Annotated in this window: 19 protein-coding genes; 8 read left to right on the forward strand and 11 right to left on the reverse strand. The window is 41.7% G+C overall.

The features are described 5' to 3' along the window. Positions 1 to 37: 37 nt before the first annotated feature. The 4 genes from uvrB to ACZ5AE_RS24870 all read right to left on the reverse strand — a co-directional run bounded on the left by uvrB (position 38) and on the right by ACZ5AE_RS24870 (position 4,369). A complete protein-coding gene (gene uvrB, locus ACZ5AE_RS24855; protein ID WP_464567167.1) occupies positions 38 to 2,017 on the reverse strand; it encodes an excinuclease ABC subunit UvrB in 1,980 nt (659 codons plus the stop codon). 297 nt (positions 2,018 to 2,314) lie between these two features. Further along, the gene (locus tag ACZ5AE_RS24860) at positions 2,315 to 2,560 is read right to left on the reverse strand and encodes a CsbA family protein (protein WP_464567168.1); all 246 of its coding nucleotides are present in this window, start codon (positions 2,558 to 2,560) and stop codon (positions 2,315 to 2,317) included. A gap of 100 nt (positions 2,561 to 2,660) precedes the next feature. Next, positions 2,661 to 4,106 (reverse strand): sodium/pantothenate symporter, encoded by a 1,446-nt coding sequence (gene panF, locus ACZ5AE_RS24865; protein ID WP_464567169.1) that lies wholly within the window; start codon positions 4,104 to 4,106, stop codon positions 2,661 to 2,663. Further along, positions 4,103 to 4,369: a YhdT family protein gene (locus tag ACZ5AE_RS24870; protein WP_464567170.1), complete on the reverse strand. Its 267-nt coding sequence runs from the start codon at positions 4,367 to 4,369 to the stop codon at positions 4,103 to 4,105. The genes panF and ACZ5AE_RS24870 overlap by 4 nt, the downstream gene beginning before the upstream one ends. Before the next feature lie 409 nt (positions 4,370 to 4,778). Between ACZ5AE_RS24870 and ACZ5AE_RS24875 the strand changes: the two genes are divergently transcribed. Continuing rightward, on the forward strand, positions 4,779 to 7,157 hold the full coding sequence (locus ACZ5AE_RS24875) for an immune inhibitor A domain-containing protein (protein ID WP_464567171.1): 2,379 nt from the start codon (positions 4,779 to 4,781) through the stop codon (positions 7,155 to 7,157). A gap of 19 nt (positions 7,158 to 7,176) precedes the next feature. Here the strand turns inward: ACZ5AE_RS24875 and ACZ5AE_RS24880 are convergent, their stop codons facing one another. The 3 genes from ACZ5AE_RS24880 to ACZ5AE_RS24890 all read right to left on the reverse strand — a co-directional run bounded on the left by ACZ5AE_RS24880 (position 7,177) and on the right by ACZ5AE_RS24890 (position 9,933). After that, positions 7,177 to 7,746: a TVP38/TMEM64 family protein gene (locus ACZ5AE_RS24880; RefSeq protein ID WP_464567172.1), complete on the reverse strand. Its 570-nt coding sequence runs from the start codon at positions 7,744 to 7,746 to the stop codon at positions 7,177 to 7,179. Between the two features lie 208 nt (positions 7,747 to 7,954). Next, entirely contained in the window at positions 7,955 to 9,319 is a 1,365-nt protein-coding gene (locus ACZ5AE_RS24885) for a 4Fe-4S binding protein (protein ID WP_464567173.1), read from the reverse strand. Between the two features lie 2 nt (positions 9,320 to 9,321). After that, positions 9,322 to 9,933, reverse strand: a complete 612-nt coding sequence (locus tag ACZ5AE_RS24890; RefSeq protein ID WP_464567174.1) for a hypothetical protein — start codon at positions 9,931 to 9,933, stop codon at positions 9,322 to 9,324. A gap of 267 nt (positions 9,934 to 10,200) precedes the next feature. Here ACZ5AE_RS24890 and ACZ5AE_RS24895 point away from each other — a divergent pair, with 267 nt between their 5' ends. Further along, positions 10,201 to 10,449 carry a hypothetical protein gene (locus ACZ5AE_RS24895; RefSeq protein WP_464567175.1) on the forward strand — a complete coding sequence of 83 codons (249 nt, stop codon included), beginning with the start codon at positions 10,201 to 10,203 and terminating at the stop codon, positions 10,447 to 10,449. A 286-nt stretch (positions 10,450 to 10,735) separates the two neighbouring features. On the opposite strand, the gene ACZ5AE_RS24900 is transcribed toward ACZ5AE_RS24895, so the two are convergent. Continuing rightward, positions 10,736 to 10,873 carry a hypothetical protein gene (locus tag ACZ5AE_RS24900; RefSeq protein WP_464567176.1) on the reverse strand — a complete coding sequence of 46 codons (138 nt, stop codon included), beginning with the start codon at positions 10,871 to 10,873 and terminating at the stop codon, positions 10,736 to 10,738. A gap of 127 nt (positions 10,874 to 11,000) precedes the next feature. Between ACZ5AE_RS24900 and ACZ5AE_RS24905 the strand changes: the two genes are divergently transcribed. Continuing rightward, the gene (locus tag ACZ5AE_RS24905; RefSeq protein ID WP_464567177.1) at positions 11,001 to 11,603 is read left to right on the forward strand and encodes a YdhK family protein; all 603 of its coding nucleotides are present in this window, start codon (positions 11,001 to 11,003) and stop codon (positions 11,601 to 11,603) included. 195 nt (positions 11,604 to 11,798) lie between these two features. On the opposite strand, the gene ACZ5AE_RS24910 is transcribed toward ACZ5AE_RS24905, so the two are convergent. Beyond that, entirely contained in the window at positions 11,799 to 11,957 is a 159-nt protein-coding gene (locus ACZ5AE_RS24910) for a QcrA and Rieske domain-containing protein (RefSeq protein ID WP_464567178.1), read from the reverse strand. Continuing rightward, on the reverse strand, positions 11,947 to 12,093 hold the full coding sequence (locus ACZ5AE_RS24915; RefSeq protein WP_464567179.1) for a hypothetical protein: 147 nt from the start codon (positions 12,091 to 12,093) through the stop codon (positions 11,947 to 11,949). The genes ACZ5AE_RS24910 and ACZ5AE_RS24915 overlap by 11 nt, the downstream gene beginning before the upstream one ends. Positions 12,094 to 12,242: 149 nt before the next feature. On the opposite strand from ACZ5AE_RS24915, the gene ACZ5AE_RS24920 reads away from it, so the two are divergent. From ACZ5AE_RS24920 to ACZ5AE_RS24930, 3 genes are all read left to right on the forward strand, one after another. Next, complete coding sequence (locus tag ACZ5AE_RS24920) at positions 12,243 to 13,028, forward strand: amino acid ABC transporter substrate-binding protein (RefSeq protein WP_464567180.1); 786 nt, start codon at positions 12,243 to 12,245, stop codon at positions 13,026 to 13,028. A gap of 72 nt (positions 13,029 to 13,100) precedes the next feature. Then, positions 13,101 to 13,760 (forward strand): amino acid ABC transporter permease, encoded by a 660-nt coding sequence (locus tag ACZ5AE_RS24925; protein WP_464567181.1) that lies wholly within the window; start codon positions 13,101 to 13,103, stop codon positions 13,758 to 13,760. Positions 13,761 to 13,779: 19 nt separating this feature from the next. After that, positions 13,780 to 14,526 carry an amino acid ABC transporter ATP-binding protein gene (locus tag ACZ5AE_RS24930; RefSeq protein ID WP_464567182.1) on the forward strand — a complete coding sequence of 249 codons (747 nt, stop codon included), beginning with the start codon at positions 13,780 to 13,782 and terminating at the stop codon, positions 14,524 to 14,526. Positions 14,527 to 14,577: 51 nt separating this feature from the next. Here the strand turns inward: ACZ5AE_RS24930 and ACZ5AE_RS24935 are convergent, their stop codons facing one another. Then, positions 14,578 to 15,312: an urease accessory protein UreH domain-containing protein gene (locus ACZ5AE_RS24935; RefSeq protein ID WP_464567183.1), complete on the reverse strand. Its 735-nt coding sequence runs from the start codon at positions 15,310 to 15,312 to the stop codon at positions 14,578 to 14,580. A 117-nt stretch (positions 15,313 to 15,429) separates the two neighbouring features. Here ACZ5AE_RS24935 and ACZ5AE_RS24940 point away from each other — a divergent pair, with 117 nt between their 5' ends. Continuing rightward, a complete protein-coding gene (locus ACZ5AE_RS24940; protein ID WP_464567184.1) occupies positions 15,430 to 16,134 on the forward strand; it encodes a response regulator transcription factor in 705 nt (234 codons plus the stop codon). After that, positions 16,131 to 17,495: a HAMP domain-containing sensor histidine kinase gene (locus ACZ5AE_RS24945; protein WP_464567185.1), complete on the forward strand. Its 1,365-nt coding sequence runs from the start codon at positions 16,131 to 16,133 to the stop codon at positions 17,493 to 17,495. The genes ACZ5AE_RS24940 and ACZ5AE_RS24945 overlap by 4 nt, the downstream gene beginning before the upstream one ends. Positions 17,496 to 17,554 lie beyond the last annotated feature (59 nt).

The following is a 17,554-nucleotide window of genomic DNA, read 5'->3' on the forward strand; positions in this document are numbered from 1 at the left end:
CATTACGTCATCCTTCCGTTTATAAAAGCGTGGTTAGTTACCCTTCCGCCTTTAATTCCAAAATTAAATCACGAAGCTCTGCAGCACGCTCAAAATCAAGCGCTTTGGCGGCAGCCTTCATTTCTTTTTCCATATCGCCAATCAGTTTGTCTCGTTCCTTCTTCGTCATCTTGCCAAATGCTGCAGTCGGTTTGTAATCTTCCTGTTCTTCAGCCGCATGGGTAGCGCGGATGACATCACGGATATCTTTCTGAATAGTCTTAGGCGTAATGCCATGCTTTTCATTGTACTCCTCTTGAATAGCACGGCGGCGCTTCGTCTCGCTGATGGCCAGTTCCATTGAATTGGTCATTCGGTCCGCATACATGATGACATGTCCGTTTGCATTCCGGGCTGCCCGGCCGATAGTCTGAATCAAGGAACGTTCCGAACGGAGGAAGCCTTCCTTGTCGGCATCAAGAATTGTAACCAAAGAAACTTCCGGAATATCGAGACCTTCCCGGAGCAGGTTAATCCCAACCAAAACATCATATTTTCCAAGGCGCAGCTCACGAATGATTTCAATCCGTTCGAGCGTTTTGATCTCGGAATGTAAATACTGTACCTTAATGCCAATTTCCTTCAGATAATCCGTTAAGTCTTCAGACATTTTTTTCGTTAAGGTCGTGACAAGAACACGTTCGTTGCGTTTCACGCGGTCCTGAATTTCGCCAATCAGGTCATCGATTTGTCCCTGGATTGGGCGGACATCAATAGTTGGATCTAGTAATCCAGTTGGGCGAATGATTTGCTCAATCATTTCTGGTGTATGCTCTTGCTCATAAGGTCCCGGTGTCGCTGAAACGAAGACGATGTTGTGAATATGTTTTTCAAATTCGTCAAACGTGAGCGGCCGGTTATCCAATGCTGATGGGAGGCGGAAACCATGTTCCACCAGAACTTCCTTCCGCGCCTTGTCTCCATTGAACATCCCCCTGATTTGCGGCAAAGTTACGTGCGACTCGTCAATGACTATGAGAAAATCTTCTGGAAAATAGTCTAATAATGTATAAGGTGTCGAGCCTGCCGGTCTGAGGGTCAGATGGCGCGAATAGTTCTCGATGCCAGAGCAAAAGCCCATTTCACGCATCATTTCTAAATCATAACGGGTGCGCTGCTCGAGACGTTGTGCCTCCAGCAGTTTATTGTTCTCTCTCATTATAGCTAACCGCTCTTCGAGTTCTTTTTCAATATTCTCGATAGCTATTCGCATCTTCTCTTCCCTTGTAACGAAGTGCGATGCCGGAAAAATTGCCACATGGTCGCGTTCACCAATAATTTCTCCGGTCAGGGCGTCAACCTCGCGAATCCGGTCAATTTCATCCCCGAAAAATTCAACCCGCATACAGTGTTCATCCCGGGAAACCGGGAAAATCTCCACCACATCCCCACGTACCCGGAACGTCCCGCGCTTAAAATCGATATCGTTTCGTTCGTATTGGATATCAACGAGACGATGAAGCAGTTGATTGCGCTCAATTTCCATGCCAGTACGGAGGGAAACCACCATCTCCCGGTATTCCTCCGGCGAACCGAGACCGTAAATACAGGATACGCTGGCGATGATAATGACGTCCTTGCGTTCGAACAAAGAAGAAGTCGCTGAGTGCCGCAGTTTATCAATCTCATCGTTGATGCTGGCATCCTTTTCGATAAACGTATCAGTCTGCGGTACGTACGCTTCCGGCTGATAATAATCATAATAGCTGACAAAATACTCAACTGCGTTGTTCGGGAAAAATTCCTTGAACTCGCTGTATAGCTGTCCGGCCAATGTTTTATTGTGGGCGATGACGAGAGTCGGTTTGTTAACTTCCTTTATCACATTTGATATAGTAAAAGTCTTCCCCGTACCAGTTGCACCAAGCAGCGTCTGGTACTTTTTATTGTTTTGGATGCCTTCGACTAGTTGTTTAATGGCCCCCGGCTGGTCACCCTGTGGGGAATACTTTGAAACTAACTCAAATTGGTCCTTCACGCCGTTTCCCTCCCTTTTTCGAAAAACTACCGTTCACACTTTCCTGAGGCGGCTAGAAAGTGTATCCTCCTAAATTGCATATTAACATTTTAACACATTTACCCAAAATCAAACCAATAATATGCGAACTAATATTCGTTTTTTAAGATGTTTATGCAAGTTTAACGGTAAAGAGCTTTTACAATGACATGCTAATTATTTTTTGTCCCCATAAACCCTCTATGATGACAAGTTGACTAAGTCATTCACCAATTGGTCCCCATAAAAAACGAAAAGCCCGCCAATTACGGCAGACTATTATCCATCAATTTTTCTAACGGTTTTGGGCTTCATTTTCGCGGCGAGCCAGAAGCCGGCGGTCAGCGAAAAGGCGTCAATGACAATCAGGACAAACGTATTGGTATACCCTTTGTAAACAGATGCAGCGATAAGCGCCACTGTCAAGACAAGGGCAATAACCCGATTGTATGTGACCCTTGTAAAAAATAACACTAATAAACCTGGCATGAAAAGCGCCGATAAATGGCGAATAACTTCTACCAATGGGATCCCCCACCTCTTCATTCTGTTAATTCATTTTAAAAATTCATCAAGAAAATTGCAACAAAAATAGTTCTGAAGCGGGGGCATCCTGAAAAGCTTCCTATTTTTCCAGTCCAAGGCTGCTAGTTTTAGAATCAGTAAACATACTTGCCACGACAAATCCAGCCAGAGAAATCAGAATTGGCAGCACCACCGTATGCACGCCGAGGGGATTCGGATAAAATCGGTCAAAGATTATGTAGGAGCCCATCCCCAAAATCATTGAGGTAATCGCTCCATATTTATTCCCCTTACTCCAATATAAGCCAAAAATAACCGGCCAAATAAAAACGGACTCCAAGCCGCCAAACGAAAATAGATTGAGCCAAATAATTAAATCCGGCGGGCTCAGCGCGAGCAAAATGACCAGGACACCAATAATCGCTGTTACGCTAAAACTTACCTTTTTAATACTGCGGTCACTAGCGGTCGGTTTGATGTAATTTAAATAAACGTCCTTCACCAACGCTGAGCTGACTAAAATCAGCAAGGCATCCACCGTCGACATGATGGCAGCCATTGGGGCAGCCAGCACGATACCCGCGACAAATGGAGGGAGTACCTTCATGGAAAGCAACGGCATAACAGTGTCGCCGATTTTAACACCTGGAAGTACCGGTCTTGCGAAAACACCGATGAGGTGCATGCCAAGCATGATAAAGCCGACCACAAATGTTCCGATGATAATGGCATTGTGCATTGCCTTTGAGTTTTTATAGGACATGGCCCGAACGGCAATCTGCGGCAGGCCGACAACGCCAATTCCGACTAAAATCCAAAATGAGGAAACATACGCCGGAGTCAAAGTGCGCTCTGCACCAAACGGGCTGATTAAGTTCGGGTTTTCCGCCGACAAATCGGCGATAATCCTCGGAATTCCCCCGCCTGCCTTAATGGTGGCGATTAAAAGAATCAAAGTCCCCATAAACATCACGACGCCCTGAATTGTATCCGTTACAGCAACAGCCCGGAAGCCGCCAACAATGACAAAGACGAGGACGGAAAAGGCAAAAATCAATAATGCCGCCGTATATGGCAGTCCAGTCAATGATTCCACCAGCCTAGCCCCGCCAATCCACTGGGCCGTCATCGATGAAAATAGAAAGATGATGATACTGGCAGCAGATAAAAGAACAACTGCTTTGCTATGATATCGATTTTTTAAAAAGTCAATAAGGGTAATGGCCTTGTACCGGCGGGAAATAATCGCAAATTTCTTTCCCAGCACCATTAAGGTGAAATAACCGGTCGCCAGCTGTGCCATCGCCAGCAGCACCCAGCCTAGGCCCTGGGTGTAAGCGACACCTGGCCCGCCGATAAAGCTTGAAGCACTCCCATAGGTGGCTACCATTGTCATCGCTAGAATGAAGCCGCCCATCTGACGTTCGCCTAAAAAATATTCCTCCAAAAACGATTTGGATTTGAGGACAAACTTATTCGACCAGAAGCCGACAGCAAATATAATTAGTAAAAAGATAATTAATGGCGTAATGACTGCCCAGTTCACTCGGCATTCCTCTCTTCCTCTTCAAAGGGTACGTCTTTAAATAGAAATTTAACGGTCAAGCTGACAAGAATGATCATTATGACAAATCCAGCGATACAGCTATAGAAAAACCATGCCGGCAAGCCGAATATGTATGAGTAATCTTCAACTTTTTTTGAACCCAAACCGTAAGCAAACCCGTACCACCACACAAAATTGATGATAACCAGGACCACTCCGATTAGCGCTTCCCGGTGAGCAATTTTAAACCGCTTGTCCTTCACACAACCCCACCTCCTCATTTACTTTTTTTCTTTCCCAGGGATGGCCAAACCCCAGTGCTATCTTCCTAATGATTAGGAATATAATTCTAATTTCCTATTTTAACGAATTATTGATATTTTACCAAACCTATTCGCTTGAAAAAATAGGATAAAAATCCTCCTTTTTCTGGAAAAAACCCATCATATAATGGTGCATGCATTCGATTTATGGGAAATTTTCACTGTTTTTCCTATATAATATTTTAAATATTTACAATTATCCGTAACAATTTTATTATTAAAATAGATTCTATTACTTAGGGACACTAAGTTTTTATGGTAACCCTAAAAGGGGGAATGGTACTTAGCTTAGTATTTTAATAGATTTAATCATTGAAAGCGCTTACAATTATTATCTAGGAGGGTCTTTATGAAAAGAAGAAAACTATTTTCTACTGCACTGGCTCTATCTTTAGGGTTGGGAATGCTGAACATGGCGGCAGCGCCTGCCGGAAAAGCAGCAGGGCCGGCAGCAATAGTATCGGCACAGGGGGCAACGGTTGACCTGGGAATTGCTAATGATGAGAGATTAATAGAAATGCTGAAACAGCAAGGGAAAATTGCCAAAAATGCAAGCCCCGCTGAAGCAGAAAAGGCATTACAAAAATATTTAAAAGCAAAAGGAAAAGCTCTCAAGACAAAAGACCAGCTGCCTGCCGGACTTGGCACCCTAAAGGAAAAAGAGCAGCCAAAATCAAATGGTCTCAAAAATGGAAATGGTAATAAACTTGGACAGGCTAAGAAAAATACTGTAGACCCTGTCCAAAAAGAAGGCTATAACGGAGATCTTCGCCAAGACAAAGTGCTAGTTCTAGCCATTGATTTTCCAGATTACAAGAAAAGCTCCATCACAAAAGATGAAACGGATATGTGGTATGAAGACTATACCCATGAACATTTCCAAGATATGATTTTTGGAAAAGAAGGCTATGAAGGGCCTAATGGAGAAAAGCTTGTTTCTATGAAACAGTATTATGAGCAGCAATCAGGGGGCAGTTATACAGTGGATGGAACTGTTGCCGGCTGGTATACAGCAGATCATCCTGCAGCGTATTACGGAGGCAACTATCCTACACCGGACGGCAGCGACGCTCGGCCACGAGAACTAATTTATGAAGCACTGACAAAAGCTGGTGCCGATCCAAACGTTGACTTAAGCGAGTATGATGTATGGGACCGCGATGATTATGATGGTGATGGCGTCTATAACGAGCCGGACGGAATTATCGACCATTTAATGGTCCTTCATGCCGGTGTCGGTGAAGAGGCCGGCGGCGGTTCTTTAGGCGGCGATGCCATTTGGTCTCACCGGTCCAATCTTGGAAACCTAGTTGCGGTTCCTGGCGGAAAATCTAATAGCGATCGTTTTGGCGGCCTTCTTGGTGCTTACGACTACACCATCGAGCCTGAAGACGGCGCTGCCGGAGTATTCGCTCACGAATTCGGCCATGACTTAGGTCTTCCTGATGAGTATGACACAGTATATAGTGGTGCAGGCGAAGCAATTGAGTTCTGGTCTATCATGTCAAGCGGCAGCTGGGCAGGAGACATTCCGGGCACCGAACCTACTGGCTTTAGTCCGTTCGCTAAAGAAATGCTGCAGAACTTGCACGGTGGTAACTGGTTAACCGGAACTACACTTACAGCCGATTCCATCACAAAAGAAGGTACTACGGTTCTTCTTGACGAAGGTGTCACAAAAGGTACCAATAATGATGCTGTTAGAATTGATTTACCTAATAAGGTAACTGCCTTAAACACGCCAAAAGAAGGAAATTATGAATATTATGGCGGCAAAGGTGATGAAGTTGACCATAAGATGGTAACTTCAGTTGATTTATCGGGCACTACGAGCGCTACCCTGGATTTCGATGCCTGGTACAATATTGAAAAAGATTGGGATTACGCGATGGTTCAGGTATCAACCGATGGTGGAAATACATGGGAGTCCCTATCATCTGATCGAACTAGCACAACCCTTGACCCTAACGGCTATCCGGCAATTAAAGAAAACCTGCCAGGCTATACCGGATCTAGTAATGGATGGGTGCATGAAACAATTGATTTGAGCGAATATGCTGGACAGGAAATTAAACTGCAATTCCGTTCAATGACTGACTGGGCAACTAATTTAGACGGCTTCTTCGTCGACAACGTGAAAGTGACTGCTGACGGCCAGGAAGTATTTGCTGATGGTGCTGAGGGTGACCTGCAATTTACTTTAGACGGATTCGCGAAACATGATGGCAAATTTACTTCTAAACACTATTATCTATTGGAGTGGCGCTCCCATAATGGTGTTGATGCCGGACTGGCCCACATTCGCCGCGGTGCAAGCTTAATGAGCTTTGACCCTGGTTTGGTTGTCTGGTATGTCGACGAATCCCAGGATAACAACTGGACAGGCATCCATCCTGGTGACGGCTTCCTAGGCGTGGTGGATGCTGATCAGCACACGAATTACTGGAGCGATAAGGCAGTTGGATCGTCTCGTTACCAATTGCATGATGCTGCATTCGGTCTTAACAAGACTGAGAAAATGTTCCTGGATTATTCTAAAATTGCCGGTGTGAACGCGACGATGACAGACAACTTCACACAGCGAAATCCGCTGTTCGATGACAGCGCCAACTACAGCAATCCTGGCCTCGTTGATGCCGGCCGTAATGTACCAAATTACGGATTGAAATTCCGTGTAATTGGTCAAAGTGCTGACGGCACAGTTGGTAAGGTATTAATCTTTAAATAGGAAAATAACAAGGGTTCCTTCACTTTCTTGGAAGGACCCTTGTTTTATTACGAGACCTTTTTATTAAAAAAACAACCATAATAATTGAACATAACGCCAAAATAATTTTTCCTTGTACACTCCAGTTTAGAACCTGCTGGACAGAGTAAGCCTCTATGTATAGGGCAGGAATTTTTCCAAGCGTACTGGCAATCGAAAAACTCAGGATTCCCACCTCGCTGCCAGCGCTTACGAGCGTCACCACTCCTGAGGGGATGAACGGAAAAATCCTAAGTGCGATAATAAGGAAAAATGCTTCTGAACCATGGGTGTTCTGCAATCTATCTAAATATTTACTTTTGAATGTAAACTTGTTTTTTACCTTATTAATACCTTTTCTATATAAATAAAAACTAATAATCGCACCAATGGCTTCACCAAGTATGGCTATTAAGAGCCCCGGCCTAAATCCAAAGAAACTGATGTTAGCAGCTGTTAAAAAGACGCTTGGAACAATCCCTAAGATACTTATGATCGAATTTAATATAATGCTCAGTAAAACCGCATATAAACCGCTATTTTCAAACCATTCTACTATTTGCGCTTCCATACCCGCTCCTAACGACTTACTTTTTATAGAAAAACGATAGTTTTTATGAATTTCAAAGTTATAACAATAATTTTGTCTTCATATACCATGATTATGGCGGTTCGTAAGGGGTAAAATCAAACGGATTTTCGAATATATCTGCGAATCTAAAAATTTATTACATAGACGCCAAAAAGAGGAACCATTTTGGCTCCTCTTTTCCCTGCTATTAGACTCTATGCATCATAGGCAATGAGAATAGATAAATATTAACGATTGCTAGTGCGACCATAAGTACATAATATGGCAGCACTGCTTTAAAGCTTGATTTCTTACCCATTCTGTACACAACATAAGTGGTGCCTGCCCATCCTATCAAGATAATTGCATACTGAATCATTTGAACCGTCGGTGTCGATGCAAGGCTTAGGCTTGCAGGATCCGACTCTACTCCAAATAAACCAATTGAGTTAAACCAGATCGCTTTTCCTTCAGTAAAGATGTGGAACAGGTTGTGGCCAAAGTGGCCGGCAAGATCCAGAGGAATAATCGCATAGCCAAAACGGGTAAAGTTCTTTTTCACAGTACCTTCCATGCCAAAGAATGAAGCAATTTTTGCCGTTCCCAATAATAATAGAATCGGAATGGCCATCGCAATGATAAAGGCAACTGTAAAATTAACCGTATAGTTAGCCGTTCCTGTAACAGATCCAATAGCGCTTAGAATGTTTTGCCAAGGTTCAAGCATTGTAATGTTTTGGACGAACACGATGCCCATAATCACAGCGGCAAGGGAGGCGTGCTCAATCTTTGGATTTTTCAAGCCCCACAGTTCTTTTGTTGGAATTCTTGTCTCAATTTTAATTGAATCATTTGGACAGTTTTTCACGCAGTTGGCACAAAGATTACATTCAGCACTCGATTCCATCGTTCTTGGAAATTGAAACATCGGGCAACCTTCCACCTTCTCAGTTCCTCGATAACAGGATTGCACTTTACAGGTTTTGCAAATCTCAGGTGTAGAGGTTAACTTAACCGCCCCGGCTCTGGAATAGTTTCCAGCCAGTCCGCCAAGGAAGCAAAGTGTTTTACAAAAAGTTCTTCTTTCATAAAGCACGGATGTTGCGACTACCATCGTTACAAGCAGAAGTAGCAAGTAACCCGAACCCCACGGCGATTCGACAATCCCCCAGACGTGATCACTGTAAGTAATAGCTATAAAGAATAAGTCAATCAGCCAAATTCCATACTTTCTTAAAAACTTCGGCATCGGCCGGTTCGCGCCGATGGTTTTTCTAACAATGTCACTCAATTTACCAAACGGACAAATCGCGCACCAGAAGCGGCCGGCCACTAAGAATATAATCGGAATTATTGGCCACCAAAGTACCCATGTCATCGTTGTTCCAAAGTTTTTACTTGGATTGACCGTCCCCATGACTAACTCAAAAACAATGATGGAAAACACGGTGATGACAATCCATTGAAAAATACCCGGATACCATTTGCTTTTTACAAACTTTTTAACTATCGGAATTGAGAGCAAATTAAATGGTTCTTTCTCAGGTTTTAGTTTTCCCTCAGGCATTGCCATAGTTATTTCTCCTTCCTTCTAAACCATTTATTCCAAATGCCAATCATAACAAATGATAGATTTACAGCTCCATATGTACCTAATACTTTATAATTTGGCGGTGTTTCGACTACTGCACCGTGACTATGTCCGCCGCCCTCTTCATGAGCAACTTGATCATTGCCTCCACTATCATGATCCATCTCCTCCATGTTGGCTTGATTACTGCTTCCACTCTCATGGTCCATACCCTCCATGTTGGCTTGATCACTGCTTCCACTCTCATGGTCCATACCCTCCATGTTGGCTTGATCACTGCTTCCACTCTCATGGTCCATACCCTCCATGCCGGCATGATCACCGCTTCCACTCTCATGGTCCATCCCCTCCATGCCGGCTTGATCACCGCTTCCACTCTCATGGTCCATCCCCCCCATGTTGGCATGATCATCGCTTCCGCTTTCATGGTCCATACCCACCATATTGGCATGATCCTCTTCGGTAGTGCTGTTTTTGAACTTTTCTGCTGTATTTTTCACACTTTGATCATGAGCGTGACCCTCGTCCGCTAAAGCTTTTAAATCAAAAGAAAATATAAATGCAAAAACAAATAATACGAGGAATATCTTTTTCACTTTTTGCACCTCCACTAGATTAAATATGAAGAGAATATTTGCTTGCTTGATAACTATAATCTAGTGGGTAAATTTGCAGTTTTTATGCATTTTTAATGGACATAATATGTCATCAGACCTGCTTCTTGTATTTGTTCATACATTTGTAAAACCATTATTTGTATGTTGGAAAATAAATCTTCATAACATCGACACGAGATATCCATTTTTTCTGCAAATTTCTAAGATAAGATTAAGTTAATAAAAATAGGAAGGAGTTGTAGGTAAATGAAGAAATGGGCAGTCGGTCTTTTTAGTGCCGCGTTAATCCTTGGTGCGGGTACGGCAGTGTTCGCAGCTAGCAGTAATTCAGAGGATAGTCTCGGTTTTGAAAAAATGCTTCCTTTCATGGAAAAAATGCATCCGGGCTCATCAAAAGAGGATTTAGAAAAAATGTATAATGCCTGCCATAAAGACGGAGGGATGATGGGTGAAACTGAGGGCATGAATAGCGAAAATATGATGAACCGATTTTAACAATTGAGGTGAATAACATGATGGGCTCTTATGGAATGATGAGTGGGGCCTTAGGAATGATTATGTGTATTCTGATGTGGCTGATAGGTCTAGCTGTTATAGGCGGAGTCGTTTATTTTGCCGTGAAATTGGCCTTTCGAAATTCAAAGATAAATTAAATTCAGCAAAAGGCTTGGCTGTACTGCCGGGCCTTTTTTTGTGTTCTTTGAAATGACTTTTGTCATATCCTCCCAACATAAACAACTTTATAATTTTAAAGACAATTACTTTGGAAGGGAATTTTTGATTATAAAATCTTTAATAGAATTAGCAGCAAATATCTTGTATTTCTTGCATCCAACCATGTTTCCACCGTTTTTACAGCCAACATCTCTTTATGAACAAAGAAAAAAGCTATGACCAAGCCCGCCTCTAGTCTTGTCATAGCTTTTATCCATTTGGGATTAGCATTTAATACTGCAAATTCTAGATTTTTTACTGGCTCTCTCCACAATTTCTGCACACTTTTGTTGTATTATGGCTGTGTAACTAAGTTTAAGGAGGCAGCAATAGTGAAAAGAAGTACTATACTATTTCTTCTTACCGTGATTACAGCCATATTTTTAGCTGCATGTTCCAATGATAACAATGAAAAGTCAAATATGAATCATGGTGAGAAAAAAACAGAGCAAAAAAATAATTCAGGCAATAAGGACCATGAAGGCATGGAAGGCATGAATCATTCTGGGTCTGATAAAGTTCCACAAGGTTTAAAAGCAGTCGAAAATCCCACCTTTAAAGTAGGAAGTCAGGCTATTATTAATTCTGGTCACATGGAAGGCATGAAAGGTGCTGAAGCAACTATTGCAGGTGCCTACAATACTACTGTTTATACAATTTCTTATACTCCAACAACTGGTGGAGAAAAAGTGACAAATCATAAATGGATTATTCATGAAGAGATTAAAGATGCAAGCGACAAACCTTATAACCCAGGTGATGAAGTGGTCGTGGAGGCAGACCACATGAAGGGGATGAAAGACGCGAAGGCAGTAATAGACTCAGCCCAACAAACAACAGTTTATTTGGTTGATTACACTCCAACAACTGGTGGAGAAAAAGTAACCAATCATAAATGGGTAACTGAGAGTGAATTGTCAACAACTAACAAATAGATGATAAATTACTCTAGGCATTCCTATAAGAAGGGATGCCTAGTGGATATTTAAGAGATTCGATTTTATTGGAGAAAATAACCGATTGCTGCAGCAACACCAATTGTTGAAACCCATAAAAGTAAAAATAATTTATTTGAAATCTTCTTATTGTTTCCTCCTTGTCCACAGCACCCCATTAGTCAACACCTCTCTTTAGCCTTTTTCACGCTTAATCCTTTCAAAAATGGAGATGTATACAATTCCATCTTGGACCACCGCATCAAAAACATCAAAAGGACGTGGCGGCGGGCCGCCTACATTGATTCCACTCTTATCATATTGGCCGTCATGGCACGGACATTTAAAGTACACCTCCATCCTTCTTTAAGGTCTCATCTGCCTCGGGAACAGTACAGCCCAAATGAGTGCAAATAGGTGACATAATTAACAATGTATTATCATCTTTATTCTTATTAATATATACGAATCCTTCCTCTTCTTGTGTCACCCATGCATCCTTGCGGGGGCGCTTATATTAAAATTTCATAATCTTATAATTATTTTTCTAGTATTGTAATAAATGATATTTTAGTATTATAATATGGTAGTGTGATAAAGGATTAAAGCAAAATTAAATATAAAGGTGGTTTATATAAGATGAAACGTATAGCAACTATGATTTTAGCAATAGCTGCCGTATTCGCCATCGTAACGGGATGCTCTTCCAATTCCGCTGAAAAGGCTGCTAAAGCTGATGACACATTAGTAATCGGTATCGATGATAAATTTGCTCCAATGGGATTCCGTGATGAAAAGAACGAGATCGTTGGTTTTGATATTGACTACGCAAAAGCGGCGGCTGAAAAAATGGGCCAAAAGGTTAAGTTCCAGCCAATCGATTGGAAAACAAAAGAATCCGAATTAAGCTCTGGCCGAATCGACCTTATCTGGAATGGATACACCATTACAGACGAACGCAAAAATAAAGTTCTTTTTACCAAGCCTTACTTGAAAAACGCTCAGGTAGTCGTTACTCGTGCCGATTCAAACATTAAAAAACTGGCAGATTTAGAAGGAAAAGTGGTTGGCTTACAATCTCTTTCTTCCGCTTCAGATGCCCTGGACTCCAATCCGATTAAAGACAAAATCAAAACTGTTACTGAATTTAAAGACAATGTCCTTGCTTTAAATGACTTAAAGAGCGGCCGTTTAGATGCCGTCGTCATTGATGAGGTTGTCATTAAATATTACATGTCCAAAGAAAAAGAATCATTTAAGATTCTTGATGAATCCCTTGCTCCTGAAGAATATGGAGTAGGCGTGAAAAAAGGCAATGATAAACTGCTTGAAAAACTTCAAAAAGCCCTTGATGAAATGAACGAAGATGGCACTGCCGCTAAAATTTCAGAAAAATGGTTTGGTGAAGATAAAGTTTTAAAATAATAATAATAATGAACAATATACGGAACAGGATTTCCATGGGAAACCCTGTTTTGTTTTTGGAGGAATCCTTATATGTCTTCTGATTATATCGTCTCCATTCTTGGACCTATGCTCGAAGGGGCACAAATGACCATCCTGTTGTTTTTAATTGCCATTGTCGTATCAATACCGCTTGGCTTTTTATTAACATTGGCAGTCAGAAGCCGCTTTAAGGCGCTATCCTGGATTGCCCAAACCTATATATATGTAATGCGCGGTACACCCCTTTTGCTGCAATTATTATTTATTTGTTTCGGTCTGCCGATGATTCCGGTCATTGGTGAATATTTGGTGTTGGACCGCTTTGTTGCAGCGTGTTTAGGATTTATCCTGAACTATGCAGCCTATTTTGCCGAAATCTTCCGCGGCGGGCTTCTGGCTATTGATAAAGGACAATATGAAGCGGCACAGGTTCTTGGCTTAAATAAGTTTCAAACGATGACACGTGTAATTTTACCGCAAATGTTCCGCATCGCCCTGCCGGCAGTGGCAAACGAGTCTGTGACTTTGGTTAAGGACACTGCCCTGCTTTATGCCGTTGCCGTTCCAGAATTGCTTCACTTTGCCGAAACAGCGGTAAACCGTGATTTTACCATTGTGCCTTTCGTTGTGGCCGGTATTATTTATCTAATCATGACGTTAATCTTAACCATGTTCTTTAAGTGGATTGAGAAACGGTTCAAATTTGCATAAGAAAGGGGGCTTTATTAAAATGGCCATTATCGAAGTGTCAAATCTAAAAAAGTCCTACGGCAATTTAGAAGTACTTAAACAAATTACCTTTGATGTGAATAAAAACGATGTGGTTGCGGTCATCGGTCCCTCAGGTTCCGGGAAAAGCACGATGCTACGCAGCCTGGTGCATCTTGAAACAATAGACGGCGGCAGCATCCGTGTTTCCGGAGATTATTTGGTGAAGGATGGCATCTATTCAAAACTGGCAGAAATCAAACAAATCACTGCCAAGATGGGGATGGTTTTCCAGCACTTTAATCTATTTCCCCACCTAACAGTGAAGGAAAATCTCGAACTTGCCCCCAAATTAGTAAAAAAGGAAGCTGCCGGAGCCATCAAACAGCAAAGCAAGGAAATTCTTGAAAAAATCGGTCTCTCCGGTCATGCAAATGCCTACCCCGCCAACTTGTCAGGCGGCCAAAAACAGCGGGTAGCAATCGCCCGTGCGCTGATGATGAATCCTGATATCCTGCTCTTTGACGAGCCCACGTCCGCCTTGGATCCGGAGTTAACAGGAGAAGTTCTGCAGGTAATGAAAGATCTAGCCAAAGAACACATGACAATGATTGTCGTGACCCATGAAATGGGCTTTGCAAAAGAAGTGGCCAACCGGGTAATTTTTATGGATAACGGGGAAATTGTAGAATCCGGCAATCCAGCTGAACTTTTCGAAAATCCGCAGCATGAACGGACTAAAGCTTTCTTAAACCGTAGTTTGAAATAACTTTAAAAACATGTAAAAGCCGAAACCTAAAAAAGGTTCGGCTTTTATTTTTTATAAAGACCAATAAGTCAGCGTATCAAAAATTCCTAACAGTAAAATGATGATTCCCGCAAGCTTTTGGATGACTGACCCAAACCTTCTTCCTTTTTTCATTATCGCGCCACTTCCGCCTAGGTACCAAATGATTAATATAATGATCAATAACGGAATGGCTGTTCCCAAGGCAAAGACAGGAGGAAGAATAAATCCATAGGGGCTAGCCAGCACAACGGGCATTAAGGTAACAAAAAATAGGATGAACATGGTCGGACAAAAGGCAATGGAAAAACTTAACCCCAGCATAAAAGATCCGAATGGATTTTCATGCTTGTAATCTGTTGTCCCCTTAAATAAATTGAGTGACCCTTTAAATTTAATTAACCCCACCATAAATAGTCCCACAAAGATTAGTAATGGGCCCATAATCTTGCGAAACCATGGAAAAACAAATGTAAGGTTTTGTTCAATTTCTTTCCCCAGCAGCCATACCAAAATTCCTAACAGCGAAAACGCTACAATTTTTCCCAAAGTAAAAAAGAAAACATCCCCCCAAGCGATTTTCTGCTGAATTGAACGGTTCCCATAAAGTGTGATGGCACTAATATTCCCTGTAAGCTGACAAGGAGCAAGGGCTCCAACTAAGCCTAGAATTAAAGCAAATATAATCGGCCATGATTCTAAACTATTAGCCATATCAAAAAACGGTTGGCTTAACACTGCACTAATTTGGCTAAATAAATTGTACATAATATCACCTAATACTATTTTAATAGAAATATAGTCATATTAATTACGATTATTGTAAAAAGTCTGTGAAATATTCTTCTAATATTATGATATAAACTTTGTATAGGTGGTGGATATATGAAAACAATTCTTCTTGTCGATGATGAAATTCGAATGCTTGACCTTTTGGGCCTTTACCTGACACCGAACGGCTACCGTTGTATTAAAGCAGAGTCTGGTAAACATGGGCTAAATTTCTTACAAAAAGAAAAAATTGACCTAGTTATTCTGGATGTGATGATGCCAGAAATGGACGGCTGGGTGACCTGCCAAAAAATCCGGGAGTTTTCAGATGTCCCAATTATTATGCTGACGGCCCGAAGTGAAACGGCAGACGTAGTGAAAGGGCTAAAAAAAGGCGCAGATGATTATATAACCAAACCTTTTCATGAAGCGGAACTTTTAGCTAGAGTAGAAGCACTTTTAAGAAGAACTGGCCAAGACCAAGATCATCATTTAGTTTTTAAAGGATTGGAATGGAAAGAGGATTCTGTTGAATTAAAATATCAAAACCAGCCTGTTTCGGTCACACCAAAAGAATTTGCTCTAATTGGCTTATTTTTAAAAAATCCACAGAAGGTATTCTCCCGTGAACATTTACTTTCGACCATCTGGGGCCTTGAATCCAATATTGATGATCGGACGATCGATTCGCATATTCGAAACCTGAGGGATAAACTACGAAATGCTGGGTTTCCGATTCATCGGCATCTTTTCACTGTATGGGGAGTCGGCTACAAATGGGTTAATGAGGGGCCGGATTCCCAACGGAGTAAAGTATGAAAATTTCCATTAAATTCGGTTTGTGGTTCTTTTTCTGCATATTAGCCATCGAGGTTTTTTCGATGGGAGTCCTACACAATAATTTAGTACATTCACAAGTGGATCGGGAATTACATTCGCTGCAGGCCAGAGGAAATAGTCACCGTTCAGTCTTAGAAATTAGTGCAGACCCTTCCACTCTCCACCATATTGGTTTAATGGAATCCCATACCGATACCGAGGTTGTGATTACAGATTTAAAGGGGAAGGTTCTCGTCTCTTCCAGAAGTATGAGCAGCTATATTCAAGCGGTATTAAAAAAGCCAATCCACAAACTTCCAAGAAACGGAAAAATCATTCAAGCTGATTGGCAGAAGGAACCTTATATCACAACAGTGACAGCTTTTAATAGTAATGGAAAAACGGCCGGATATGTTTATATGTTCAAGAACACGGCTGAGGTTCAAAAACTGATCACGCAACTGAATAAGCATTTTCTTTTGGCGTCTTTATTAATTCTCTTATTTCTTCTGATTACGATTTTCTTTTTATCAAAGGTTTTAACGAAGCCGCTCATATCAATGACAGAAGCAACTAAAAAATTAAGTAAAGGGGATTTTTCCGTTACTTTCACCAAGCCTTCCAGAGATGAATTAGGGGAACTGGCTGGTTCCATTCAGACTTTGGCAAATGACTTAAATCACCTAAGAAAGGAACGAAATGAGTTTTTAGCGTCGATTTCACACGAGTTGCGGACGCCTTTAACCTATATTAGCGGGTATGCGGACATTGCCGGTCGTCAAGGGCTGGAGGAAAAGGACAGGGCCCAATACCTGAATATTATTCTGGAAGAATCCCAGCGGGTCAGCCAACTGCTGAAGGAATTATTTGATCTTGCGAAATTGGACCAAAATACATTTTCCATCATGAAGGAAAAAGTGGAATTATGCATTTTTTTAACATCTGTCTATGAAAAAGTGCTGCCAGCCTTTAATCATAAGGGAATTCATTTATGGATAGATTGCCCCAAAACCTTGTCAGTTGAAATAGACCCAGCCCGATTTGAACAAGTTATCTTGAATCTGCTAGATAACAGTCTTAAATACTCGATAGAGGGTACGACAACTTTTATCAAAGTGGGGGAAGAAAACGAAACCATCCACCTTAAAATTCAGGATCAGGGAGTTGGCATACCTCAAGAGGACCTCCCTTATATTTTTGAGCGCCTATATAGAGTCGATAAATCCCGGTCGAGAACAACCGGCGGCTTCGGGCTGGGCCTTGCCATTGTAAAACAATTAGTTGAAGCACATGGAGGAGAAATTACGGTTGAAAGTAAAGTGGGGAAAGGCACTTGTTTTGTCATAAAATTAAAGAAATAAAGGCAAACAGGAGATTTTATTTCCCCTGCTGCCTTTTCCTGCTTTTATAAATTGTTTGC

Source organism: Neobacillus sp. S1227 (assembly GCF_055385255.1).